Origin of the sequence: Rhodococcus sp. NJ-530 (genome assembly GCF_003860625.1) — a bacterium.
GTDB lineage: Bacteria > Actinomycetota > Actinomycetes > Mycobacteriales > Mycobacteriaceae > Rhodococcus_F > Rhodococcus_F qingshengii.
This window is the reverse complement of record NZ_CP034152.1, coordinates 2442721-2466003: the sequence shown is the minus strand read 5'-3', so window position 1 is coordinate 2466003 and position 23283 is coordinate 2442721. Positions and strand designations below refer to the sequence as shown.

Sequence of the window (23283 nt, the reverse complement as noted above, 5' to 3'; positions counted from 1 at the left end):
TCGAGCGCGAACGGCGTCTCGGTATCGACGAAGTGACATGCCGATGCAGGCCGGGTGAATAAAGCACTGTGCGCCTTTATCAACCGCGGGGGGTTGATAAAGGCGCACAGCAGTTTGTGCTTTTCAGCCCTTGTGGGACTTCACAGCTTCGGTGAGCTGCGGTGCGACGTTGAACAGGTCGCCCACGATGCCGAAGTCGGCGATCTCGAAGATGGGTGCCTCTTCGTCCTTGTTGACCGCGACGATGGTCTTGGACGTCTGCATGCCGGCACGGTGCTGGATGGCACCGGAAATGCCGAGCGCGATGTACAGCTGCGGCGAGACCGTCTTACCGGTCTGACCGACCTGGAACTGTCCGGGGTAGTAACCCGAGTCCACAGCGGCACGCGAAGCACCGACTGCAGCGCCGAGGGAGTCGGCCAGCTCTTCGACGACGGAGAACTTGTCCGCGCTGCCGACACCACGTCCACCGGAGACGACAACCGACGCCTCGGTGAGCTCCGGGCGGTCGCCGCCGACGATGGGCTCACGCGAGGTGACCTTGACGGCACTCTCGTCCTGGGCCGGAACCTCGACGGTGATCTGCTCGCCTGCGCCGGCCTGCGGAGCAGCCTCGACTGCGCCCGGACGAACCGAGTAGACCGGAACGTCGCCGTTGGCCTTGGCCTCGACGGTGAACGCGCCACCGAAGATGGAGTGGACGCCGGTGCCGTCAGCCTTGATCTCGATGACGTCGGTCAGCAATCCGGAGCCCAGACGTGCGGCCAGACGACCGGCAACCTCTTTGCCCTCGGTGCCGGCTGCGGTGATGACTGCTGCCGGGCTGGTGGACTCGACCAGAGCGGCGAGAACGTCGACCTTGGGGGTGACGAGGTAGCCGTCGATGTCGTCGGACTCGGCGACGTAGATCTTCTCGGCGCCGGCTGCTGCCAGAGCGTCGGCGAGCTTTGCTGCGGTGCCCGCGGGGCCGGCGACAACTGCCGACGGCTCACCGAGTGCGCGTGCAGCGGTGATGAGTTCGGTGCTGACCTTCTTCAGCGCACCCTCTGCGTGCTCTACGAGCACAAGTACTTCTGCCATGACTTAACTCTCCCTGAGTTCTTCTGCTGGATGTCTAGAAGGGCGCGATCAGATGACCTTGTTGCTGACGAGGTACGCGGCAATCTTGGTGCCACCGTCTCCCTCGTCGACGATGCGCTCACCAGCGGTACGGGGGGGCTTGGGGGTGGAGGACGTCACGGTGGTGCCGGCGTTGGCAACTCCGACGGTCTCCGGGTCGACTCCGAGGTCGGCCAGCGTGTAGACGAGAACTTCCTTCTTCTTCGCGGCCATGATGCCCTTGAAGGACGGGAAGCGCGGCTCGTTGATCTTCTCGGTGACCGAGACGATCGCGGGCAGCGAAGCCTCGAGGCCGAAGACGCCCTCGTCGGTCTCGCGCTCACCGGTGATCTTGCCGTCGGCGACGACGACCTTGCGCAGCTGCGTGAGCTGCGGGATGCCCAGGTACTCGGCGATGATGGCCGGAACAGCGCCGACGCGGCCGTCGGTGGCCTCGTTGCCGGCGATGATCAGGTCGGCAGGCTCGTCGTTCTCGAAGGTGATCTGGCCGAGAGCAGCAGCGAGCGTCCATGCGGTCTGGATCGCGTCGGAGCCGTGCAGTGCCGGGTCGTTGATGTGGACGGCCTTGTCGGCGCCCATCGAGAGAGCCTTGCGGATAGCGTCGGTGGCGCGGTCGGGTCCTGCGGACAGCACCGTTACCTCACCGCCCTGAGCTTCCTTAATGAGGAGTGCTTCTTCGACGGAGCGCTCGTTGATCTCGTCGAGGACTGCGTCGGCGGCTTCACGGTCAAGCGTGTAGTCGCCGTCGGTCAGCTTGCGCTCGGACCATGTGTCGGGGACCTGCTTGATCAAAACAACGATATTCGTCATGGGTCTTCGTCGACCTCCTGTGTGTAATTCACCTGATAAATCGTCTGTGGTGCTCGCGCAGTCCGAGCGTCCGAAAAGAGAGTCCGACAGGTCTCCCTACGGGCGAATTTCTCGGTTCACGTCGGCTGTGCGTTAGATTACCCCACGTTAAGTTACCGGTGGGTAACTTAACGTGGAACCTCGTCCACCATAACGGCACGAACAGGAATTGACAGCAGTGATCTGGACCACGGCGAACACGTTCTACTCGGATGGCACTAATCTCGCACGGGTGAGTGAAACGAGTGTCAGCAACCACGACGACGCACCCCTGCCCTTGACGGGCGAACGAACCGTGCCAGGAATCCCCGAGGAGAACTACTGGTTCCGACGCCACGAAGTGGTGTACCGCGCACTTCTGGAGCGCTGCACGGACCGCCGAGTCCTCGAGGCCGGTTCCGGAGAAGGCTACGGCGCCAACATGATTGCGGACGTCGCAACAAAGGTTACCGGCCTCGACTACGACATCTCCGCGGTCGAGCACGTCCGTGCCCGCTACCCCGCGTCGAGATGCTCCACGGCAACCTCGCCGAGCTTCCACTGGCCGACAACTCGGTTGACGTCGTCGTCAATTTCCAGGTGATCGAGCACCTGTGGGATCAGGGTCAGTTCCTACGCGAATGCTTCCGAGTTCTCGCTCCCGGCGGTGAACTTCTGATCAGCACCCCCAACCGGATCACCTTCTCCCCCGGCCGCGACACGCCGCTCAACCCTTTCCACACTCGTGAGCTCAACGCCTCCGAAATGACCGAATTGCTCGAAGACGCCGGATTCCGCGTTCAGTTGATGACCGGCGTCCACCACGGTTCACGTCTGAAGGAACTCGACGCCAAGCACGGCGGATCGTTCATCAACGCGCAGATCGACCGCGCGTTGGCCGGTGAGCCCTGGCCCGAAGATCTCACCCGCGACGTCGAGGGCATCACCGTCGACGACTTCAGCATCAGCGAACCCGACATCGACGACAGCCTCGACCTCGTCGCTATTGCCGTGAAGGAAACCGGCGAGTGAGTAACGCAACACCCGTCACCGAACCGGGGATGTTCGCCCTGGTTCTGCACTCCCATCTGCCGTGGCTCGCCAACCACGGCAGATGGCCAGTCGGCGAGGAATGGATCTACCAGTCCTGGGCTGCGTCGTACATTCCGCTCGCCGCCGCGCTACGTCGCCTGGCCGACGAGGGCCGATCGCACCTGCTGACGCTGGGCATCACGCCCGTACTCGCGGCCCAGTTGGACGATCCCCACTGCCTCGCCGGGATGCATCACTGGCTCGGCAACTGGCAAATCCGTGCCCACGAGGCTGCCGGCATGCCGGACGCGGCGCACCGCGAACTCGGCGCGCGCGAGCACCGGGCCTCAGCTGCCGCTCTCGCAGATTTCGAGACTCACTGGCAGCACGGCGCCTCACCGGTGTTCCGCGACCTCATCGATCGCGAGGCCTTCGAGCTTCTCGGCGGGCCGCTGGCCCACCCGTTCCAACCGCTGCTCGATCCTCGCTTGCGGGCGTTCTCCCTCCGCGAAGGTCTCGCCGACGCGCATGCCCGGTGGAATCACACTCCGACCGGGATCTGGGGACCCGAGTGCGGGTACACCCCGGGCATGGAGCGCGGGTACGCCGAAGCGGGCGTCACCCACTTCATGGTCGACGGCCCCGCCTTGCGCGGCGACACGTCCCTCGGCCGCCCGGTTCGAGAATCCGACGTGGTTGCATTCGGCCGCGACCTGCAGGTCAGCTACCGGGTCTGGTCCCCCAAGTCCGGATATCCGGGTCACGCCGCCTACCGCGACTTCCACACCTACGACCACGAGACGGGTCTCAAGCCGTCGCGGGTCACCGGACGGACCGTCGACTCCGCCGACAAGTTGCCGTACGACCCCGAACTCGCTGCGGCCGCCGTCGACAAGCATGTTGCCGACTTCGTCGAAACCGTTCGGGCGCGTCTGCGCAGTGAATCCACCCGCATCGGCCGCGATGCCCTGGTGGTCGCAGCTTTCGACACCGAACTGTTCGGGCACTGGTGGCACGAAGGTCCGCAGTGGCTCGAAAAACTCCTGCGCGCGCTTCCCGAGGCCGGAATTCGCGTCGGCACCCTCGCCGACGCCAAGGCATCGGGATACGTCGGCGAACCCGTTCAACTCGAGGATTCGTCCTGGGGATCGGGTAAGGACTGGCGTGTCTGGGCCGGCGATCAGGTGTCCGACCTGGTGCAACTGAACTCCGAAGTGGTGGAGACCGCGCTCGGCACCGTGGACAAGTCTCGCGGACGCGACAACGCACCTGGCCGACCGGAACTGCGAAACCGCGTCAACGATCAGATACTTCGCGAGACACTGATGACAGTTTCGAGCGATTGGGCATTCATGGTGAGCAAGGATTCGGCCGCGGGGTACGCCCGCGAACGTGCGCACAAGCACGCCCATGCGACCAGGGAAATCTCCGAAGCGCTCGTTTCCGGCCGCGATGCCGTCGCCGTGCGACTCGCCGAAGGCTGGAATCGCGCCGACGGGTTGTTCCCGGGACTGGATGCTCGCCGTCTACCTGACACAGAACTGAGTCCGTCGTGAAAATTCTCATCGTCTCGTGGGAGTACCCACCGGTCGTCGTCGGCGGGCTCGGTCGACACGTCCACCATCTCGCCACCGAGTTGGCTGCTGCAGGCCACGAGGTCGTGGTTCTCTCGCGTCGCCCCTCCGGAACGGATGCGTCGACGCACCCGACGATCACGCACATTTCCGAGGGCGTCCTTGTCGTCGCAGTGGCCGAGGACCCCGCGCACTTCGTCTTCGGCGAGGACATGCTCGCGTGGACCCTCGCGATGGGTCACGCGATGGTCCGTGCCGGGATGGCGCTGCACAAGCCAGGAGTGGGCGAGGGCTGGCAGCCCGACGTCGTGCACGCGCACGACTGGCTGGTCGCACATCCGGCGATCGCCCTGGCCGAATTCTATGATGTCCCACTGGTTTCCACACTTCACGCCACCGAGGCGGGTCGCCACAGCGGCTGGATCTCCGGACGCATCAACCGCCAGGTCCACTCCGTCGAGTGGTGGCTGGCAAACGAATCCGACTCTCTCATAACTTGTTCGGCGTCCATGCAGGAAGAAGTGACCGAGCTCTACGGCCCGACGCTGCCGCCGATCACCGTCATCCGCAACGGAATCGACGTGACCACGTGGAACTTTCGCGAACGTGGACCGCGATCCGGACCACCGAAACTCCTCTTCGTCGGCCGCCTGGAATACGAGAAGGGCGTGCAGGACGCCATCGCAGCACTCCCCCGAATCCGTCGTAGCCACCCCGGCACGACCCTCGCGATCGCGGGCGAAGGCACCCAGTTCACCTGGCTCTACCAACAGGCACGCACGCATCGCGTCGCGCGGGCGGTGGACTTTCTCGGCAACCTCGATCACACGGAACTGCTCAGCTGGCTGCACGGAGCGGACGCCATCGTCCTGCCGTCGCGCTACGAGCCGTTCGGGATCATCGCCCTCGAAGCGGCGGCGGCCGGCACTCCGCTGATCACGTCCACCGCAGGCGGACTGGGCGAAGCCGTCGTCGACGGGGTGACGGGGATGTCCTTCCAACCGGGCGACATCGCCGGGCTCACCTCGGCTGTCCGCGAGGTACTCGACGATCCCGCCGGGGCGCAGGAACGGGCAGTGGCCGCCCGCGCACGCCTGACATCGGACTTCGACTGGCATCAGGTCGCCGAGGAGACTGCTCACGTCTACGCGGGCGCGAAGCGTCGGGTGCGGCAGCCGTTGGCACGGCCACAGATTCCCGAGCGGCCGCTCCCTGGTCGCTGACGCGCTGACCTCAGCGGGTCGGGAGGGGCGCGGTGAAACGAGAACTCGCATCCCCGAGCAGATGGCCTGGTGGCAGCATCCGGCCGCACAGCACGAGCAGGAGATCCTGCGCCGCCCCGTGAACCTCGGCGCCGGCACCGTACGTCCAGTCTCGGTCGTCGGCGCGCAGCCGAGCGCCGTCGAGGTCAGTTCCGAAATACTTCACGGTTTTGGGCGAGAGTCCGCTGAGCACACGAGTGAGCCGGTCTTCGGGCACCACGTAATCGTCGCCGAGTGCCACGCGAATGTCCTGACCGTGGATCACGTCGTGCGAGAGCGCACCCTCGAAGCCGCCGCCTGGTGGCTTCCACGGGTGTGCAACGTTGTCGCGAAGCGAGGCAAGCAGTTGTCGCTCACCGACTTCGGACGCATCGGCGAGCGCTCGCCGGTTCGACATCTTGTTGAAGTTTCCGCGTGACTTGACCATTTCCACGACGAATCGCGGCGCCGAGTATCGGTAGGGCATGGTGATGTGCGCGATCACTTCGCGGACCCGCCACCCCTCGCACAGGGTCGGCGCGTTCCACTGCTCCGTGCTCAGGCCTTCGAGAAATCCCACCAGTTCGCGGCGCTGCGCCACGACCCATTCGGGTGTCTGTTCGCTCATGTCGGCACTCCTTTCACCGGCGCAGACTTTCGGCGCCGATACCGATACAGACCGGTGGCGGCGCCGAAAGTAATCGCTGGTTCTGCCAAAAAGTGAGCTACGACGTCGACGACGCGTCGGCAGCGTCCGCAGCAGCCTTCTTGCGTGCGATGTCCTCGAGCGCCGCGATGTACTTCGCGCGATCGGCAGCGCCGGCTTCCCAATCGGACTTGCGGTTCTTGACCGCCTTCGCGGGCGAGCCGACCGCGATGCTGTAGTCCGGGATGTCTCCCTTGACGACGGCGTGCGCACCGAGGACACAACCGCGTCCGACGCGGGTATTTCGCAGCACGGTGACCTTCGCTGCCACCCACGTGTCCGGGCCGATACGGACGGGGCCCTTGACGATGCCCTGGTCCTTGATCGGTGTGTTGATGTCGTCCATGCGGTGGTCGAAGTCGCAGATGTAGCACCAGTCGGCTACGAGCGTCGACGCACCGATTTCGATGTCGAGGTACGTGTTGACGACGTTGTCCTTGCCGAAGACGACCTTGTCGCCGATGCGCAGCGAGCCTTCGTGGCAGCGGATCGCGTTGCCGTCACCGATGTGCACCCAGCGCCCGATCTCGAGGCGGGACAGGTCGGGGGTGGAATGGATTTCGACGTTCTTGCCGAGGAACACCATGCCGCGCAGGATCACGTGCGGGTTGGCCATCTTGAACTTGGCGAGACGGTAGTACCGCACCAGATACCAGGGTGTGTACGCCTTGTTCGCCAGAACCCATTTGAGGGAATCGACCGTCAAGAACTTGGCCTGATCGCTGTCGCCTCGGCGTGATCCCCGCCATCGAGTGCGCAACGGTGCGCCCCACATGCTCGTCATGAGTGTTCAGCCTACGTGGGGCCGACTCACCGACCCTCGGGGTGTGCCCCGTCACTTTGCCCCGGTCGGGATAGTCTCTGGTCCGGGCTTGTGCAGTTACCGAGGGCTCTTGATCAAGTGAAGGCAGGGAGATTGTGATGCGGCGGGTCCTACGGTCGTCCGTGATGGTGTCGACGGCGATCGCTGCGGCCCTGATCGCCGGTTGCGGCAGCGACGACGGACGGGTGGACCGGTACGCGTCGGCGGGTTGGCCGGCCATGCATGCCGACGCCCGCAACAGCGACACGAGCCCGGTCACCGGATCACGCGATGTCGAGTTCGCATGGTCACGCCCTCTCGGCGGTCCGGTTGCCGCGTACGCCTCGGTGGCCGCGAACGGCCAGAGCTTCGTCACCGCCCGCACCGAGAACGGCTGCAATCTCTTCTCGTTCCAGATGGATACGGGTCGCAAGAAGTGGTGCGCTCGACTCAACGACGGAGTAGTCGCGTCCACACCCATCGTCGACACGGCCACCAATGTCTACGTCGGCGAGAGCGGCGCGATGATGTCCTTCACCGAGACTGGTCAATTGCGTTGGCGCACGCTCGTTGTGGGCACTCCTCTCTCGTCACAGTTCACCGGCGACGGAAACCTGTTGTTCATCACCCAATTGGGTCAGATCAACGTGCTCAACCCGCAGACCGGCGCAAAAGTGGTTCCGTCGTTCGACCTGATCCCGCCGCCGTCGATCGACCAGGGCGCGAATGCAGAACTCATTCCCGACAACAAGGGTTTGAACGAGTGCTTCCTCGGCACGTCCGGCTGCCCGGTGGCCAATACCCCGGCAGTGGACCTGGGCACCGGCAAGTTCTACTTCACCTTCTACGGACCCAGTTCTCAGGCAGCCGATCTGGTCGCCATGAAGTACACGGGCGGCGACAATCCGTCCATCACCCGCGAGTGGTCCACCGACGCGCTTCCCGGTGGAACGGCGTCGAGCCCGGACCTGTCGAAGGACGGCAAGACCGTCTACGCCACCGACAACAACGGATCTCTCTGGGCAGTGAACGCCGAAACCGGTGACACCAGGTGGAGTTACGACATCGGCTTCAACTCGGCCGGTAGTGCCTCGACGTCCGACGACGGTTTGATCATTCCCGCCGGCGGCGACAAGGGCCACCTCCTTGCCGTGCGCGACGAGGGAGATCACGCCGAACTGGCCTGGGAACGTAAAGACCTTCTGCAACTGGGCGTTCCGGCGCAGACCGCCGGCGACACCGGATACACCGTCGTCCGCGAGGGTGAGAACGGACTGAGCCTGATCACCTTCGACACCGAAACCGGTGAGACGGTGGATCAGGACACGTTGCCGGGAGCAGTCGGCTTCACCGTCGGCACCTCGATCGGCCCCAAGGGCGAAGTGTTGACGCCCAGCGCAATCGGTGAGCTGTTCGTCTTCAAGTGAGCTAGCGGGACGCCTCACAGATGAAGGCCGACGCCGATCGTCCGATCCGTACGATCACGACGCTCAGTGCACGCGAGCCCTTGAGCTTGAGCCGTGGACGCAGCACTGCCGGGTCCACGTCGACTCCTCGCACCAGGATTTCAGCCACACCGCAGTTCCGCTTGGACAGTGTCTGTTTGAGCAGTTTCTCGGAGTACTTGATCTGCTCGAGGATCCGGAATCCGCGAACTCCCTCAGGGACGCTGTCACCGGTCAGATAAGCGATGCGTGGATCGAGCTGCCAGAGGCCGTGTCTGGCCGCGTAGTGGCGCACGAGGCCCGCGCGCACTACCGCTCCGTCCGGGTCGATGATCCACTCCCCCGGCGCTTGCTCCGGAATCACGTCGTCCTCGGCGTCGGTGATCGCCCACCCGCTCCCGTCGGAGCGAAGCACCGAAGCTCGACGCGTGACGCCGGACTCGGCCAGCCCCGTCGACCACAGGCAGGCTTCCTTGACGCCGCCGTCGAGCGAGACGACCTCGACTTCCCCGTCCCAGCCCAGATTGTCGAAATCGAGTCCGGGAGCACACTTCACCGCGAGATCACGGCCGGAGTACGCCTCTATGAGGTCCGGTAGAGGTGGCATCAACGCTGCCGGATCGTGAGTGCGGCGACCGCCCGATCGCCGTGCGGGGTCTGCCAGTACGACGGTGTCGCGTGTCGTCGGGCGGAGCGCGTCGGCCCGCAGCAACGCTGCGCTCGGCACATTGCGCTGTGCCATCGCCAGGCGAACGGAATCGATGTCGCTGCCGATCACGCGATGCGCAACTCCGGTCAAGGCATGCAGTTCGGCGCCGATGGAGCACGTCACGTCGTGGACGTCGCGCCCGATCAGACGCTGCGCGCGGTGGGCCGCGACAACGCCGGGAGTGGCTTGTTGCATCGCGTCGTCCGTGAACAACCACTGATCACTGCCGGGCAGTTTCGTAGCGGCCTTTCGTCGAAGCAGGACGGTGTCCACGAGCGCAGGCATGTGATCACCGAAACGCGTACGCGCCCGGCCGATGTCGGCCAGACGCGTACGCGTGGACAGTTCGAGCTGATCCACCTCGGCCAAGGCAGCTACGCCGGAATCACTTCCGAGATAGTCGACGTCGCCGAGGGTGAAGTCATAACCCAATTCAGTTGCCGGGCTTCACGCCGGTGATCATGACGTTGTAGAAGAATCCGCGAGGAACGACGTGGCGGAGCACCTTCTCGTCGACCCAGCTGAGCGTCTTCCAACCACCGAAAGCGAAACGCCCCCAGCCCCAACCGAGCTTCTCCGGCGGAACAGCCGCCTCGAAGGTACGGACCGGCCAGCCGAGCAGCGCCGCGGCGAATTCCTCGGTGGCAGCGTGGACCTGATCGGCGCCGGCGGACTTCGCCATGTTCTCGAGGTCCGTGGGGTCGAACGTGTGGATGTCGACGACAGCTTCGAGAGCTGCTGCACGAGAAGACTCGTCGAGTTCCTCTTGCGGACGACGCCAGTCTGCGAGGAACGGCAGCTTGGTCACGCGTGTGGTTGCTTCCCACGTCGCGCGGCCGAGCCAGCGGGCGTAGAAGTTGCCGACAGTGGTGGGCTCACCGGCGAAGACGAAACGTCCGCCGGGCTTGAGGACACGAAGGACCTCACGCAGCGACTTCTCGACGTCCGGAATGTGGTGCAGCACGGCGTGGCCGACCACCAGGTCGAAGGTGTTGTCCTCGTACGGAATGGTCTCGGCATCGGCAACACGGCCGTCGACCGGAAGGCCGAGGCTTTCGGCATTGCGCAGTGCGACCTTGACCATGCCGGGCGAGAGGTCGGTGACCGAACCGGTCTTGGCGACTCCACCCTGCATCAGGTTCAGGAGGAAGAATCCGGTGCCGCAACCGAGTTCGAGCGCGCGCTCGTACGGGAGCGGCTGATCGCCCGCGACGGCGTCGAAACGACCACGTGCGTAGTCGATGCAGCGCTCGTCGTACGAGATGGACCACTTGTCGTCGTAGGTTTCGGCTTCCCAGTCGTGGTAGAGCACCTGGGCGAGCTTGGTGTCCTTACGAGCGGCCTCGACCTCTTCGGCCGTGGCGTGCGGCCGCGGCGCGGGGTCGACTACCGAGGTGTCGGTAGCGGCGGGCGGCGTGACGGTTGCGTCGTCATTCGGGCTGGCTGTCATGGCGGCTATCCTACTCGCTGGTAAGAGATGAACAAGTTCTAGTTTAGGGGAGCCTACTCGCCCGTGAACTCGGCCTTGCCCGGACCGTTGGCGATGAACGACTCCATGCCGATCGCCTGATCCTTGGTCGCGAACAATCCGGCGAACAGATGCTGCTCGATCTTGAGCCCGGATTCCAGGTCGGTGTTCAGACCCTCGTCGATGGCTGCCTTGGCAGCAGCCAACGCACGTGACGCTCCCCCGACGAACTGCGAGGCCCATGTCCGGGCCGCGGTGTACACGTCGTCGGGAGCGACGACCTCGTCGACCAAACCGATGGCCAACGCCTCGTCAGCCCCGACGAAACGGCCGGTGAAGACCAGATCCTTGGCCTTGGCCGGACCGATCAGACGAGCCAGGCGCTGCGTTCCGCCGCCACCGGGAATGATTCCGAGCAGAATCTCCGGAACTCCGAGCTTGGCGTTGTCTCCGACGATCCGGCGATCGGCCGAGAGTGCAACTTCGAGTCCACCACCGAGTGCGTATCCGGTGATCGCGGCGACGGTCGGCTTCGGGATGGACGCCACGGCGCCGAGTCCGGCCTGCATGCCGCCGATCGCGTCACGGATCTGGCCGTAATCCATCTCGGCCATTTCCTTGACGTCGGCACCGGCTGCGAAGACTTTCTCGCCGCCGTAGACGATGACGGCCTTGACTGCCTTGTCGACGGTCGCAGCGTGTGCGGCAGCAGCCAACTCGTCCTGGACCTGACGGTTCAGAGCGTTCATGGGCGGGCGCGCCAGACGGATGGTGCCGATGCCTTCGGAAACCTCGAGAGTCACAAATTCAGCCATGGTCGAGAGGTTACTTTGCCGCCTTGACCGACCACGGATGCGGCCCGGCGACGTAGTAACCGTCCTGGTTCGGGAACTCGACGCGCAGCGTTTCCTCGTCGGTGATCAACGTAGGCAGGATGACGGGAATCTCCGGCTCGGCTGCGAGTATCTCCGCCACCGAACTGAACTTGGCCAATTCGGTCAGCTGACTCCACGTCGGCGGCAACAGGATGCTGCCACCCTCCCGCCAGTGCGCCAGCGCGTCTTGCGGGCTCTGCCAACGAACCTCGGCGGCCTCGGAGGTGACGCCGTCCGCGATCTGTCCGGTCGGTGACGCTGCGACGAAGAAGCGCGTGTCGTAGCGGCGGGTCTCGCCCACCGGCGTGATCCAGTTTGCCCACGGCCGCAGCAGATCCGTTCGCAGGACCAGGTACTCCTTCTTCAGGAAATCGCTGAACGACAGCTCGTGCTTTTCGAGAGCTACTCGGTCCTGTGCGTAGCCGGCCGTGTCCGCGACGACGGTGTCCGCGGTCGGTCCGGCGAGTAGGACGCCGCACTCCTCGAAAGTTTCCCGCACCGCAGCCAAGACGAGAGCCTTCGCCCGAGCCACATCCGTGCTGAACCGCTCGGCCCACCATTCGACCGACGGTCCAGCCCACTCGACCTCTGCCGTCGCATCGGACTTGTCGACGCCGCCGCCGGGGAAGACCGTCATGCCCCCGGCAAACGCCATCCCCTGTACTCGTTGAAGCAGGAAGATCTCGATCCCGGATTCGGCATCGCGCACCAAGATGACGGTCGACGCATCCTTGGGCTCGGGGACAGCGTTTGTATTCTCGTTAGCCATGCTTCGCGAACCTACGCGATCTGTGATCTGGGACGCATTTCAGGTCCCACTGAAGCTCACGCGCGATGAGCTCCGGACGGCCTCGCGCGGCGCGCGAAGTATCGGCCGTCCGCCTTGTCGAGGCTGATGGACTGGCTGAATGCCGCGCTCAGATTTTCGGCGGTGATGACGTCGTCCAGAAGCCCCTGGGAGACGACCTCCCCTTCCTTGAGAAGGAGTGCGTGGGTGAATCCCGGCGGGATTTCCTCGACGTGATGGGTGATCAGGACGGTTGCCGGGGCGTCCGGATCGGCAGCCAGTTCGGCGAGTCTGGCCACAAGTTCCTCACGGCCACCGAGGTCGAGCCCGGCGGCGGGCTCGTCCAGGAGAAGAAGTTCGGGATCGGTCATCAAGGCTCGCGCGATGAGGACGCGCTTGCGCTCGCCTTCGGAAAGCGTCCCGTACGTCCGATCCGCCAGGTGCTCGGCGCCGAGGCTTTCGAGCATCTCCACAGCGCGCGAGGTGTCCATGGATTCGTACTCCTCGCGCCACCGACCGAGAACGGCGTAGCCCGCCGACACGACGAGGTCGCTGACCTTCTCGTCGCCGGGCACGCGGTTCGCCAACGACGACGAGGACAAACCGATTCGCGGGCGCAACTCGTTGACGTCGACCTTGCCGAGAACTTCGCCAAGGAGGTGGGCAGAACCACTGGTCGGGAAAGTCTCACCGGCCGCGATGCGCAGCAGCGAGGTCTTGCCGGCACCGTTGGGTCCGAGCACCACCCATCGCTCGTCCAGCTCCACTTTCCAGGTGACGGGCCCCACGAGAGTGGACCCTCCCCGACGGATGAGTACGTTGTCGAAATCGATGAGCAGATCTGGATCAGGTAGCGGCACCCGAACATCTTCCCGCACATTCTCCGGCCGTTCACGGCAGGATCATCTTGCGTGTCGCCTCTCATCGAAACTCACACCCCGACGCCCGGGTCTCCGTTCCCACTCGGCGCCAACATCGTGGACTCCGGAACCCAGTTCGCGGTCCACGCCCCGGCCGCGTCGAGCGTCCACATCTGCCTGATCGACCAGGACGGAAACGAAGATCGCGTCGAACTTCGGCAACACACGTACGGAATCTGGCATGGAATCATCTCCGGGATCGGTGCGGGGCAGCGTTACGGAATTCGGGCGTCCGGCCCGTGGAATCCGCGCGCCGGGCTGAGACTTAATCCACACAAGCTGCTCGTCGATCCGTGGGCGCGCCGCATCGAGGGGGATCTTGGTGATCACCGTGCCCTCCTGTCGTACGCCGACGATCCCTTCGGCGACCCGTCGACGGTCGACTCGCTCGGCCACGTGCCGCTGTCCGTGGTGACTCCCGGCCTCGCGCCCGCCGGAGCCCGCCTCGAGACGCCGTGGGAGGAAAGCGTCATCTACGAACTGCATGTGGGCGCGTACACCGCCAGTCATCCAGGAGTACCCGCCGCCCACCGCGGAACGTACCTCGGCCTGACGGCACCGGCCGTGATCGATCACCTCGTCTCACTCGGCGTCACTGCCGTGGAACTGCTTCCCGTACAGGCATTTCTGACCGAACACAGCGTCCGCGAGCGAGGGATGCGCAACCACTGGGGATACTCGACGGCGTCGTACTTCGCCCCGCATCCCGGATACGCGGCAACTCCGGGCGGCGAAGTCACCGAGTTCCGGATCATGGTCGACGCACTACACGCGGCAGGCATCGAGGTCGTCCTCGACGTCGTCTACAACCACACCTGCGAGCAGAGTGTCGACGGAATCAGTGTCAGCTGGCGAGGTTTGGACGGCCCCGGCTATTACCTTCTCGACGGCGACGGCCGCGACATCGACCTGACCGGGTGCGGCAACACGGTCGGCGCCTGCTCCCCCATCGCCGTCCGCATGATCACCGACAGCCTCCGTTACTGGGCCACCGAAATGGGTGCCGACGGCTTCCGATTCGATCTTGCGAGCGCGTTGGGTAGGCCGCGCGGCGGAGGCTTCGACCAGCGGGCGTCCATCCTGTCCGCCATCTCCTCCGATCCGGTACTGACTCGGTGCAAGCTCATCGCCGAACCGTGGGATGCGACGGCCGACGGTTACCAGGTCGGAAACTTCGGACTCCAGTGGTCCGAATGGAACGACAAGTACCGCAGCACCATTCGCCAGTTCTGGAACGGCGGATCCAGCGTCCGGAAGGTCGCGTCGCGCCTCGCCGGTTCCGAGGACATCTTTGCCGGCAGCGGCCGTCGCCCCTGGGCGTCGATCAACTTCGTCACAGCGCACGACGGGTTCACCGCCGCCGATCTGGTCGCGTACAACCACAAGCACAACGAAGCCAACGGTGAAGACAATCGTGACGGCGCCGATCACAACGATTCGTTCAACCACGGAATCGAAGGCCCGAGCACCGATCCCGAGATTCAGGACGCCAGGGCACGTCATGTACGGGCGCTACTGGCCACGCTCGTGCTGTCGACAGGCACACCGATGCTCACCGCCGGAGACGAGTTCGGCCACAGTCTCGGCGGAAACAACAACGCGTATTGTGTTCCCACACTTGCCTCCCCAGCCGATTCGTGGGCCCTGGACTGGACGGCGGCCGATCAGTCGTTGGTGCAGTTCGTCTCCCGAGCGTTCGGATTACGCCGAGCGGCACCGGCGTTGCGTCAGCCCGAATTCTTCGAAGGCAGAAGAAGACTGGAGCACCCGGACCTCGTCTGGTTCGACGCTGCCGGCGTCGAGTTCGACGACACCGCATGGCACGACGAGAGTCACCGAACGCTGCAGGCCTGGATCGACGGAGCCGACGTTCGGTCTCACACTCGAACCGGGCGCCCACTCGGTGACGACAGTTGGCTCCTGATCCTGCATTCCGGTGGACCGGTTCAGGTCACCGTCGGCACTCCGGAATGGTTCGACGGCACCTTGACTGCATCGTTCGATTCGGCTTCACCCACCGGAGAACCTGCCTCCACGGCCGAAGTTCCCGTCGGCACCGAGATTTCGCTGACCGGCCCCACGGTCTTGGCCTTACGTTCCGTGACACGTCCTCCGGTCACCGCTGCTGTCATGGAATCCGGCAGCACCTTGATGAGGAATTGAATGGTCGGTCCGATCCCGAAGGCGTACAACACTGTTCCGACGCCGACGGTTCCACCGAGGAGCCATCCGGTCGTGAGGACCGCGATCTCGATGCTGGTACGCACGAGCCTGACCGACAGACCTGTGCGAGCGACCAGTCCGGTCATCAATCCGTCGCGGGGGCCCGGCCCCATGCCCGCGCCGATGTAGAGAACGCTGGCCAGTCCGTTGAGGAGGATTCCCGCGACCATGATCACGGCTCGAACTGGCATGGAATCAAAGACCGGCAAGAAGGCCAGTGAGGTATCCACCGAGATGGCAATTACAACGACATTGGCGACCGTTCCGAATCCCGGCCGCTGACGGATCGGAATCCAGAGCAGCAGTACCACCGCACCGGTAATCGCAGTGATCACGCCGAAACTGAGCGAAACGTGCTCGGCCACACCCTGATGAAACACGTCCCAGGGATCCAAACCAAGACCGGCTGTGATCATCATGGCCATCGAGAAGCCGTACAACCACAGACCGACGAACAGCGAGGCGAATCTCCGTATCAACACTCGACCATCTTGAAGGCCACTGGACTGTTCATCCATAGCCAAGTTACCGATACTGGACTGGTCGATTACGTCTCTACGGAACCGCGATGACTGTCATGGAGCCTGGTGCCACTTCCGTGAAACCAGCGTCACGAACCGCGACGGCCTCCGACTTCTTCAGCCGAACTACTGCTTCGGCCCACTGTTCCGGGCTCGCGTCGCGCACTGAGCAGCGAAAGTCGTTCTGCGCCCAGGCCCAGCACTGTTTCTCGGACATGGCCGCCGCCAACAACATCGAGGCATGCCCGACCTGTGCCGACGCCTTGCCAACCGTCATCTCGAGCGCCGAGTCGATCCACAGCACCGGAAGACCAGGCTCCGGCGGGCCAGGCTCGTCGTGCTCGAGATCGGTCCCACCGATCTGCAACTTCTTGATTCGCGGGTCCAGTTCTCCGACCGGCCCGGGAACCAGAGCCCGCGCCTGCGCGCCATCCACATCGACGGTGATTCCCGGTACCTCCTGCGCGGCGAGCCACTGCGCTCCTCGCGCTCGACGAGACACCTTCCGAATCCGGGCACCCACCCACGCCGAATAGTCCTCGTGCCAGGGGCCGGGTTCCCCGTCTTCGGTGAACCCGACGCGTTCGTCCAGACACAGCGCCACAGCCGCCGTTGCCGCAGCCTCGAGCAGTGCGGTGCGCTTGGGCGGGTCTGCCTTCGGAATGTGCAGAACGATCGGCATCGCCAACACCAGCGCCGGATCCGCGGGATCGTCTCGCCCTCCGTACCCAGCAGCCAGCACCGCGTGGCGCTCGCGCCAGCGCGAATCGGGGCCGGACATCACAGCTGGATCGGAACTGAATGCTGGATCGGAACTCATGGAATCGGTACGCGTCGCACGCCACCGTCGACGGCGTCCGCAGCCTCGACCTCGTCGCGGGTCACACCGAGAATGAACAGCACAGCGTCGAGGAAGGGATGCGACAAAGCAGCGTCCGCGACCTCCCGCAACGCAGGCTTGGCGTTGAACGCCACGCCCAGGCCCGCGGCGTTGAGCATGTCGATGTCGTTGGCACCGTCACCGACGGCGACGGTCTGTTCCATCGGCACACCGACCTGATCGGCGAACTTGCGCAGCGCAACGGCCTTCGCGGCGCGGTCGACGATTTCACCGATCACACGTCCGGTCAGCTTGCCGTCGACGATTTCGAGGGTGTTGGCGTGCACGAAGTCCAGTTCGAGTTCGTGTGCGAGGCCTTCGATGACCTGCCGGAAGCCACCCGACACCACGCCGCAGTGGAATCCGAGACGGCGCAGGGTGCGAATCGTGGTTCGCGCACCCGGCGTCAGTTCGATGCTCTCTGCCACCTCGTCGATGACGGAGGCGTCGAGACCGGCGAGTGTCGCCACACGCTGGTGCAGTGATTCGGTGAAGTCGATCTCGCCGCGCATCGCAGCTTCGGTGACGGCGCGGACCTCGTCCTCGACGCCGGCCTTCGCGGCGAGCATCTCGATGACCTCGCCCTGGACGAGCGTCGAGTCCACGTCGAACACGATCAGACGCTTGGCCCGGCGAGCCAGTCCTGCGCGCTCGACCGCGATGTCGACGTTTTCGAGAGCGGCGACCTCGGCGAGTCCGGTGCGCAGCTTCGCGTCGCCGTCCGCCGTATCGGCCGCGCTGACGCTGAGTTCGAGGCCGGTGACCGGATAGTCGGCGACACCACGGATGGAATCGATGTTTGCGCCCTGCTTCGCGAGTTCGCGTGCCACCGATCGCATTGCGCGAGCATTGACCGGGCTACCGAGAACAACGACCGCGTGGGTGGACACCGCGGGCCGTCCGGGATCGGCACCGATTTCGATGTCGACGTTCATTCCGACCGTCGCCATCGCCTGTTCGAGTTCTTCCTGAAGCGCTTCGGGATCGTTCGGGCAGGCAACCATGACACCGAGTGTCAGTCGACCTCGAATCACCACCTGCTCCACGTCGAGTAGACGCACATCGTGCCGCGACAGCGCCGCGAACAGTACCGAGGTGACGCCAGGGCGGTCCGGCCCGGTCACAGTCACCAGAACAGTGGTGTCAGAGGCACCCACCGAAAACTCCGATCGTTTCTTCGTTCGCGTCTTGATCGTCACTATTGTGCCAAGCGAAAGGCCCCACCCGTTACTCGGGCGGGGCCTTCGCTGATTACTTCAGTGTGTTACTTCGCTCAGGAGCGGCTGTCGGTTCCGGGGTCGCCTTCGTCCCCGACCGTGAGCGGCTCGTGACGAGCATCTTCGAGCACGGTGCTGGCGTTCTTCCCGCCGTGGCCGGGGCCGACGTGCGCTTCCGCGCGCATCCGCTCCACCATGTGCGGGTAGTGCAGCTCGAACGCCGGACGCTCGCTGCGGATGCGCGGCAACTCGGTGAAGTTGTGACGCGGCGGCGGGCAGGTGGTTGCCCACTCCAGCGAGTTTCCGTAACCCCACGGATCGTCGACGGTGACCACCTCGCCGTAGCGGTAGCTCTTGAAGACGTTCCAGATGAACGGAAGCGTCGAGGCACCGAGTACGAAGGCAAAGATCGTGGACACCGAGTTCAGAACCGTGAACCCGTCCGAGGGCAGGTAGTCGGCGTAACGACGCGGCATACCTTCGGCACCGAGCCAGTGCTGAACGAGGAACGTGCCGTGGAAACCGACGAACGTGGTCCAGAAGTGCCACTTGCCGAGACGCTCGTCCATCATGCGACCGGTCATCTTCGGGAACCAGAAGTAGATACCGGCGTACGTGGCGAACACGACCGTGCCGAAGACCACGTAGTGGAAGTGGGCGACGACGAAGTAGCTGTCGGTGACGTGGAAGTCGAGCGGCGGGCTCGCGAGGATGACACCCGACAGACCACCGAAAAGGAAGGTGATCAGGAAGCCGATCGAGAACAACATCGGCGATTCGAAGGTCAACTGCCCCTTCCACATCGTGCCGATCCAGTTGAAGATCTTCACACCTGTCGGCACAGCGATCAGGAACGTCATGAACGAGAAGTACGGCAGGAGAACAGCGCCGGTTGCGTACATGTGGTGGGCCCACACTGCGATCGACAGAGCGGCGATGGCCAACGTTGCGTACACCAGGCCGCTGTAGCCGAAGATCGGCTTACGGCTGAAGACCGGGAAGATCTCCGAGACAATGCCGAAGAACGGCAGCGCGATGATGTACACCTCGGGGTGACCGAAGAACCAGAACAGGTGCTGCCACAGGAGCACACCGCCCGTTGCCGGGTCGAAGATGTGCCCACCGAGATGTCGGTCGACGAACAAGCCCATGAATGCAGCGGTCAGCAGCGGGAACGCCAGCAGGATCAGGATGCTGGTGATGAAGATGTTCCAGGTGAAGATCGGCATGCGGAACATGGTCATACCGGGTGCGCGCAGGCAGATCACGGTGGTGACCATGTTGACGCCACCGAGGATGGTGCCGAGGCCGGCGACGGCCAGACCCAGGACCCACAGGTCGGCGCCGACGCCGGGGCTGTGCAGCGCGCTGGTCAGCGGCGTGTATGCCGTCCAACCGAAGTCTGCTGCGCCACCGGGCGTGACGAATCCGGCCGTCGTGATGATCGCACCGAACAGGTACAGCCAGTAGCTGAACGCGTTCAGGCGCGGGAACGCGACGTCGGGTGCACCGATCTGGAGCGGAAGAATGTAGTTCGCGAAGCCGAAGACGATCGGGGTCGCGTACAGCAGCAGCATGATCGTGCCGTGCATGGTGAACAGCTGGTTGAACTGTTCGTTGGAAAGGAACTGCATGCCGGGTACAGCAAGTTCGGCACGCATCATCAGTGCCATGAGGCCACCGATGAGGAAGAAGGCGATGGAAGTCGCCAAGTACATGATTCCGAGCACCTTGGGATCGGTGGTCGTGATCATCTTGAAAATGAATGAGCCCTTGGGTCCCTGCCGCGGCGGGTAAGGCCTGGCCGGCGCTATCGTGGGGACTGGCTGGGGCGCTACGGCAGTCACTGATCCTCCTGAATGTGCCTTTGGTCGCTCCGCAGACTCCGTCAAAGAGCCCTTGGTTGCGCCCGCAGGGTCCGTCGCCCGGGCTGCGGACAACGGCTTCTGGCTTGCGCTCATCGAATCGTAGACCGTGACTCCGAGGCACCGCGACCCGGTCCTACTCTGCGTCGTACTCGAGCATCCGTTTTTCACGGCACCGAACGAACGACCTGCGGTTTATGTTCCCCCGGGAGTCCGAACCCACTTCCGAATCGGCGTGTCGTGCGCGTCGAAGAATTCGGTCGGTGTCCGTTTTCGGCCATCTCCTCCACTGATAAGGTCACCCTCGCCTAACTCACCTCAGGAGTATTCAGTGAAATTCTTTCCCCGCCGCGCCGCGCTGGTAGCCGTCGCAGCCTCGATCGCCTTGGTCGTTCCAGCCTGCTCGAGTAACGACGAGCCCGCTGCAACCACCACCTCGACCGAGTCGGGCGCATTCCCCCGCACGATCGAACACTTCCGTGGAAGCACCGAAATCCCGGCAGCACCCCAGCGGATCGTCGCGCTCGACAACAGCTTCACCGACGCCGTCCTTCTCCTCGAATCCCCGCTCGTCGGCTACGTCGACTACCGCGAGCCCGGTCTGCCCGACTACCTCGGATCCTCCCGAGAGGAATTCGCCCCGGACGCAGTCTCGGTCGGGACGGTCAGCAGTGCAAGCCTCGAGAAGATCGCCGCACTGCAGCCGGACCTCATCATCTCCGCCGAGGTCCGCGACGGGAAGAACTACGAGCAGCTCTCCGCCATCGCGCCCACCGTCTTCACCCAGACAACCGGTCCGACGTGGAAGGACAACATCCGCGTAGTCGGTCAAGCGCTGGGCAAGGAATCGCTGGCCGAGGCGAAAATCTCCGAATACGAAACTCGCGCGGCTGCCGTCGGCAAGGAAATCAACGAGAAGGCGAACAACCCGGTCATCTCGGTAGTCCGGTTCGCCGGTGAACCGACCGCACGCCTCTACCGCACTACCTCGTTCAGCGGCATCGTTCTTCAGGATGCCGGGCTGAAGCGCCCGGACAACCAGGGACCCGACCCCGCCGATGCCGGCAACATCATGATGAAGATCAGCCCCGAGCTGATCAACGAAGCCGACGCGGACGTCATCTTCATCAGCACCTGGCAGGACGCCGAGGGCAAGAGCGCCGAAGCTGCGAAGCCATTCCTCGAGAGCCCGCTGTGGCAGACGCTTCGAGGACGCAAGGTCGACGTGGACGATTCACGTTGGATGTCGCCGGTCAGCATCCAGGGCGCCCACATGATCCTCGACGACCTCTCGGACACGTTCGAGGTGGACAAGCAGAACAGCTGAGTCGAACAGCTAACCTGAACGGCGCCCGCTCACACAGGAAGCCGTCGACTTGTCTGTTCTCTCACGCACGTCTGTTCTCTCACGCACGACCGCCCGCACGTCCGTTCGTCGTGTCTCGATCCTGGGGATCACCGCCACGATGCTCGTCCTCGGTGGTTGCTCGTCCGACTCGTCGGACGATCCGGCGAGCACCATCGTCCGGACCACTACGTCGATCGCCGGTGCCGGCGTGATGGGCATCGAACGCGACACCGCCACCGCGTGCCCGACGCCGACGCAAGCCGACCCGGGAGCGGGCCCCGGGGTGAAGCGTCGAGTCGTACACACTGCGGGTGAAACCGAGGTTCCTTCCGATCCCCAACGGATCGTGGTCCTCGACAGTGTCTCGATGGACGCCGTGTGCGCCCTCGGTCTGTGGGAGCGGGTAGTGGGCGCCGCAACCGGTGTCGACTCGCCTCAACCGTCGTACCTGGGTTTCGGCATCTCGGAGATTCCGAGTGTCGGCCCCGTGAGCGCACCTGACGTCAACGCCGTGAAGGCCGCCGCGCCGGACTTGATCCTCGGGTCCAGTCCGGCGTCCGACGGCTTGTACGGGCAACTCGACGCCATCGCCCCCACCGTGTTCGCCGGCTCGGATCCCGTGTACTGGAAAGCGCAGTTCGCCCTCGCCGGCCAGGCACTGGGCCGTTCGTCCGCGGCCGCGACGGAGCTCGACCGCTACCAGCAGGACGTCGTGCAGCTCGGCGACGCATTGAATGCATCGCAGACGCAGGCATCAGTGGTTCGGTTCGGTTCGAAGGACCTGCAGATCGAGGGTCCCGCATCCTTCGCCGGACAGATCCTCAGCGACGTCGGCGTCCGGCGCCCACCGGCGCAGCGATTGACCGATGCGACCACGGCCCCGATTCCGGCCGACGATCTCAGCGCCGCCGAAGGGGACTTGATCTACGTCCTCTTCGACGGGCCGAACGGCCGTACCTACGGCACCGAGATCATGAAGAGCGACCAGTGGCAGGACCTCGCCGCCGCCACCGACCGACGTGTGTTCGTAGCGGAAGACGACATCTGGAACGGAAACGGGATGACTGCCGCCCGTGCCGTATTGGCGGACTTGAAGGGAACCTTGAACGGATATGCGAGCTGACCGGAACGAACCACAACTCCGACATTCGAAGCGGTTCGCCCCAGCTGTGAAGTTCGGGTTCTGATCATGCCGATCCCCGAATTCATTGTCGCTTTGCGCGAGAAGGTCGGTCATGCGCCGCTCTGGCTGTCCGGAGTGAGCGTCGTGATCCGCGACGACGACGGCCGGGTCCTGCTCACCCGCCGCGCCGACAACGGTCAGTGGGCCGTCGTGTCCGGCGTTCTCGAGCCCGGAGAGGAACCGTCGGCGGCGGCGGTGCGGGAGGCGAAGGAAGAAACCGGCGTCGACGCCGAATTGATTCGGATCACGAGTGTCGATGTCACAGAACCCATTACGTACCCCAACGGCGACGTGACTCAGTACCTCGACGTGTGTTTCCTGGCCAGGTGGACCGGCGGAGATGCACACGTGGCGGACGACGAAAACCTCGAGGTCGCGTGGTTCGCGCCGAGCGCACTGCCTTCGGACATGACGGAAACCTCGCGTCTGCGCCTCGCAAAAGCGTTGCTGGACAAGCCGGAAGCGTGGTTTCAGCGCTAGCCCGCTCTCAATACACGGCCGAAGCCCGATTCCCGCGTGTGCAGGAGTCGGGCTTCGGCG

The 23283-nt window shown here is 64.4% G+C and carries 19 protein-coding genes and 2 pseudogenes; 8 read left to right on the top strand and 13 right to left on the bottom strand.

Going from position 1 to position 23283, the window contains the following annotated elements:
• Positions 1–123: 123 nt before the first annotated feature.
• Together EHW12_RS11510 and EHW12_RS11505 are read right to left on the bottom strand one after the other, a co-directional pair.
• Positions 124–1080: an electron transfer flavoprotein subunit alpha/FixB family protein gene (locus EHW12_RS11510; RefSeq protein WP_003944698.1), complete on the bottom strand. Its 957-nt coding sequence runs from the start codon at positions 1078–1080 to the stop codon at positions 124–126.
• A gap of 48 nt (positions 1081–1128) precedes the next feature.
• Positions 1129–1929: an electron transfer flavoprotein subunit beta/FixA family protein gene (locus EHW12_RS11505; RefSeq protein WP_003944754.1), complete on the bottom strand. Its 801-nt coding sequence runs from the start codon at positions 1927–1929 to the stop codon at positions 1129–1131.
• A 271-nt stretch (positions 1930–2200) separates the two neighbouring features.
• Between EHW12_RS11505 and EHW12_RS11500 the strand changes: the two are divergent.
• The 3 genes and pseudogenes from EHW12_RS11500 to EHW12_RS11490 all read left to right on the top strand — a co-directional run bounded on the left by EHW12_RS11500 (position 2201) and on the right by EHW12_RS11490 (position 5776).
• Positions 2201–2979: pseudogene (locus EHW12_RS11500) on the top strand (class I SAM-dependent methyltransferase).
• Positions 2980–3008: 29 nt separating this feature from the next.
• Positions 3009–4535 (top strand): glycoside hydrolase family 57 protein, encoded by a 1527-nt coding sequence (locus tag EHW12_RS11495; protein WP_083057535.1) that lies wholly within the window; start codon positions 3009–3011, stop codon positions 4533–4535.
• Positions 4532–5776, top strand: a complete 1245-nt coding sequence (locus tag EHW12_RS11490; protein ID WP_003944732.1) for a glycosyltransferase family 4 protein — start codon at positions 4532–4534, stop codon at positions 5774–5776. The genes EHW12_RS11495 and EHW12_RS11490 overlap by 4 nt, the downstream gene beginning before the upstream one ends.
• Positions 5777–5786: 10 nt before the next feature.
• On the opposite strand, the gene EHW12_RS11485 is transcribed toward EHW12_RS11490, so the two are convergent.
• Positions 5787–6422, bottom strand: coding sequence for a maleylpyruvate isomerase family mycothiol-dependent enzyme (locus EHW12_RS11485; RefSeq protein WP_042451128.1), 636 nt, complete (start codon positions 6420–6422; stop codon positions 5787–5789).
• 97 nt (positions 6423–6519) lie between these two features.
• On the bottom strand, positions 6520–7284 hold the full coding sequence (locus EHW12_RS11480) for an acyltransferase (protein ID WP_003944741.1): 765 nt from the start codon (positions 7282–7284) through the stop codon (positions 6520–6522).
• Positions 7285–7421: 137 nt separating this feature from the next.
• On the opposite strand from EHW12_RS11480, the gene EHW12_RS11475 reads away from it, so the two are divergent.
• Positions 7422–8729, top strand: coding sequence for a PQQ-binding-like beta-propeller repeat protein (locus tag EHW12_RS11475; protein WP_054827839.1), 1308 nt, complete (start codon positions 7422–7424; stop codon positions 8727–8729).
• Position 8730: 1 nt separating this feature from the next.
• On the opposite strand, the gene EHW12_RS11470 is transcribed toward EHW12_RS11475, so the two are convergent.
• Genes EHW12_RS11470 through EHW12_RS11450 form a run of 5 tightly spaced genes read right to left on the bottom strand, consistent with a single transcriptional unit; the run spans position 8731 to position 13446 of the window.
• Positions 8731–9888, bottom strand: a complete 1158-nt coding sequence (locus EHW12_RS11470) for a class I SAM-dependent methyltransferase (RefSeq protein WP_125050662.1) — start codon at positions 9886–9888, stop codon at positions 8731–8733.
• 1 nt (position 9889) lies between these two features.
• Entirely contained in the window at positions 9890–10906 is a 1017-nt protein-coding gene (locus tag EHW12_RS11465; protein WP_003944733.1) for a class I SAM-dependent methyltransferase, read from the bottom strand.
• Positions 10907–10959: 53 nt separating this feature from the next.
• Positions 10960–11739, bottom strand: coding sequence for an enoyl-CoA hydratase-related protein (locus tag EHW12_RS11460; RefSeq protein ID WP_003944701.1), 780 nt, complete (start codon positions 11737–11739; stop codon positions 10960–10962).
• 10 nt (positions 11740–11749) lie between these two features.
• Positions 11750–12568: an NUDIX domain-containing protein gene (locus EHW12_RS11455; protein WP_063316596.1), complete on the bottom strand. Its 819-nt coding sequence runs from the start codon at positions 12566–12568 to the stop codon at positions 11750–11752.
• A 56-nt stretch (positions 12569–12624) separates the two neighbouring features.
• The gene (locus EHW12_RS11450; RefSeq protein WP_003944728.1) at positions 12625–13446 is read right to left on the bottom strand and encodes an ABC transporter ATP-binding protein; all 822 of its coding nucleotides are present in this window, start codon (positions 13444–13446) and stop codon (positions 12625–12627) included.
• Between the two features lie 51 nt (positions 13447–13497).
• Between EHW12_RS11450 and glgX the strand changes: the two are divergent.
• Positions 13498–15540, top strand: a pseudogene (gene glgX, locus EHW12_RS11445) (glycogen debranching protein GlgX); the annotation flags it as partial.
• On the opposite strand, the gene EHW12_RS35190 reads toward glgX, so the two are convergent.
• The 4 genes from EHW12_RS35190 to ctaD form a co-directional block, all read right to left on the bottom strand.
• Positions 15453–16247 (bottom strand): membrane protein, encoded by a 795-nt coding sequence (locus tag EHW12_RS35190; protein WP_314732975.1) that lies wholly within the window; start codon positions 16245–16247, stop codon positions 15453–15455. The pseudogene glgX and the gene EHW12_RS35190 sit on opposite strands and share 88 nt — an antisense overlap.
• Before the next feature lie 37 nt (positions 16248–16284).
• Positions 16285–17070: a peptidyl-tRNA hydrolase gene (locus EHW12_RS11435; RefSeq protein WP_063836273.1), complete on the bottom strand. Its 786-nt coding sequence runs from the start codon at positions 17068–17070 to the stop codon at positions 16285–16287.
• A complete protein-coding gene (gene serB / locus EHW12_RS11430) occupies positions 17067–18287 on the bottom strand; it encodes a phosphoserine phosphatase SerB (RefSeq protein WP_003944761.1) in 1221 nt (406 codons plus the stop codon). Before serB ends, EHW12_RS11435 begins: the two co-directional genes overlap by 4 nt.
• A 116-nt stretch (positions 18288–18403) precedes the next feature.
• On the bottom strand, positions 18404–20194 hold the full coding sequence (gene ctaD / locus EHW12_RS11425) for a cytochrome c oxidase subunit I (RefSeq protein ID WP_020907234.1): 1791 nt from the start codon (positions 20192–20194) through the stop codon (positions 18404–18406).
• A gap of 349 nt (positions 20195–20543) precedes the next feature.
• Here ctaD and EHW12_RS11420 point away from each other — a divergent pair, with 349 nt between their 5' ends.
• From EHW12_RS11420 to EHW12_RS11410, 3 genes are all read left to right on the top strand, one after another.
• Complete coding sequence (locus EHW12_RS11420) at positions 20544–21539, top strand: iron-siderophore ABC transporter substrate-binding protein (protein WP_125050658.1); 996 nt, start codon at positions 20544–20546, stop codon at positions 21537–21539.
• Positions 21540–21588: 49 nt separating this feature from the next.
• Positions 21589–22683: an iron-siderophore ABC transporter substrate-binding protein gene (locus tag EHW12_RS11415; protein ID WP_125050656.1), complete on the top strand. Its 1095-nt coding sequence runs from the start codon at positions 21589–21591 to the stop codon at positions 22681–22683.
• A gap of 66 nt (positions 22684–22749) precedes the next feature.
• Entirely contained in the window at positions 22750–23223 is a 474-nt protein-coding gene (locus tag EHW12_RS11410) for an NUDIX domain-containing protein (protein WP_073512987.1), read from the top strand.
• Positions 23224–23283 lie beyond the last annotated feature (60 nt).

Excerpts from the sequence above, each read along its gene's own strand:
- EHW12_RS11510 (WP_003944698.1), bottom strand. The coding sequence starts at position 1,080 with ATGGCAGAAGTACTTGTGCTCGTAGAGCACGCAGAGGGTGCGCTGAAG.
- EHW12_RS11505 (WP_003944754.1), bottom strand. The coding sequence starts at position 1,929 with ATGACGAATATCGTTGTTTTGATCAAGCAGGTCCCCGACACATGGTCC.
- EHW12_RS11495 (WP_083057535.1), top strand. The coding sequence starts at position 3,009 with ATGTTCGCCCTGGTTCTGCACTCCCATCTGCCGTGGCTCGCCAACCAC.
- EHW12_RS11485 (WP_042451128.1), bottom strand. The coding sequence starts at position 6,422 with ATGAGCGAACAGACACCCGAATGGGTCGTGGCGCAGCGCCGCGAACTG.
- EHW12_RS11480 (WP_003944741.1), bottom strand. The coding sequence starts at position 7,284 with ATGACGAGCATGTGGGGCGCACCGTTGCGCACTCGATGGCGGGGATCA.
- EHW12_RS11475 (WP_054827839.1), top strand. The coding sequence starts at position 7,422 with ATGCGGCGGGTCCTACGGTCGTCCGTGATGGTGTCGACGGCGATCGCT.
- EHW12_RS11465 (WP_003944733.1), bottom strand. The coding sequence starts at position 10,906 with ATGACAGCCAGCCCGAATGACGACGCAACCGTCACGCCGCCCGCCGCT.
- EHW12_RS11460 (WP_003944701.1), bottom strand. The coding sequence starts at position 11,739 with ATGGCTGAATTTGTGACTCTCGAGGTTTCCGAAGGCATCGGCACCATC.
- EHW12_RS11455 (WP_063316596.1), bottom strand. The coding sequence starts at position 12,568 with ATGGCTAACGAGAATACAAACGCTGTCCCCGAGCCCAAGGATGCGTCG.
- EHW12_RS35190 (WP_314732975.1), bottom strand. The coding sequence starts at position 16,247 with ATGGATGAACAGTCCAGTGGCCTTCAAGATGGTCGAGTGTTGATACGG.
- EHW12_RS11435 (WP_063836273.1), bottom strand. The coding sequence starts at position 17,070 with ATGAGTTCCGATCCAGCATTCAGTTCCGATCCAGCTGTGATGTCCGGC.
- EHW12_RS11410 (WP_073512987.1), top strand. The coding sequence starts at position 22,750 with ATGCCGATCCCCGAATTCATTGTCGCTTTGCGCGAGAAGGTCGGTCAT.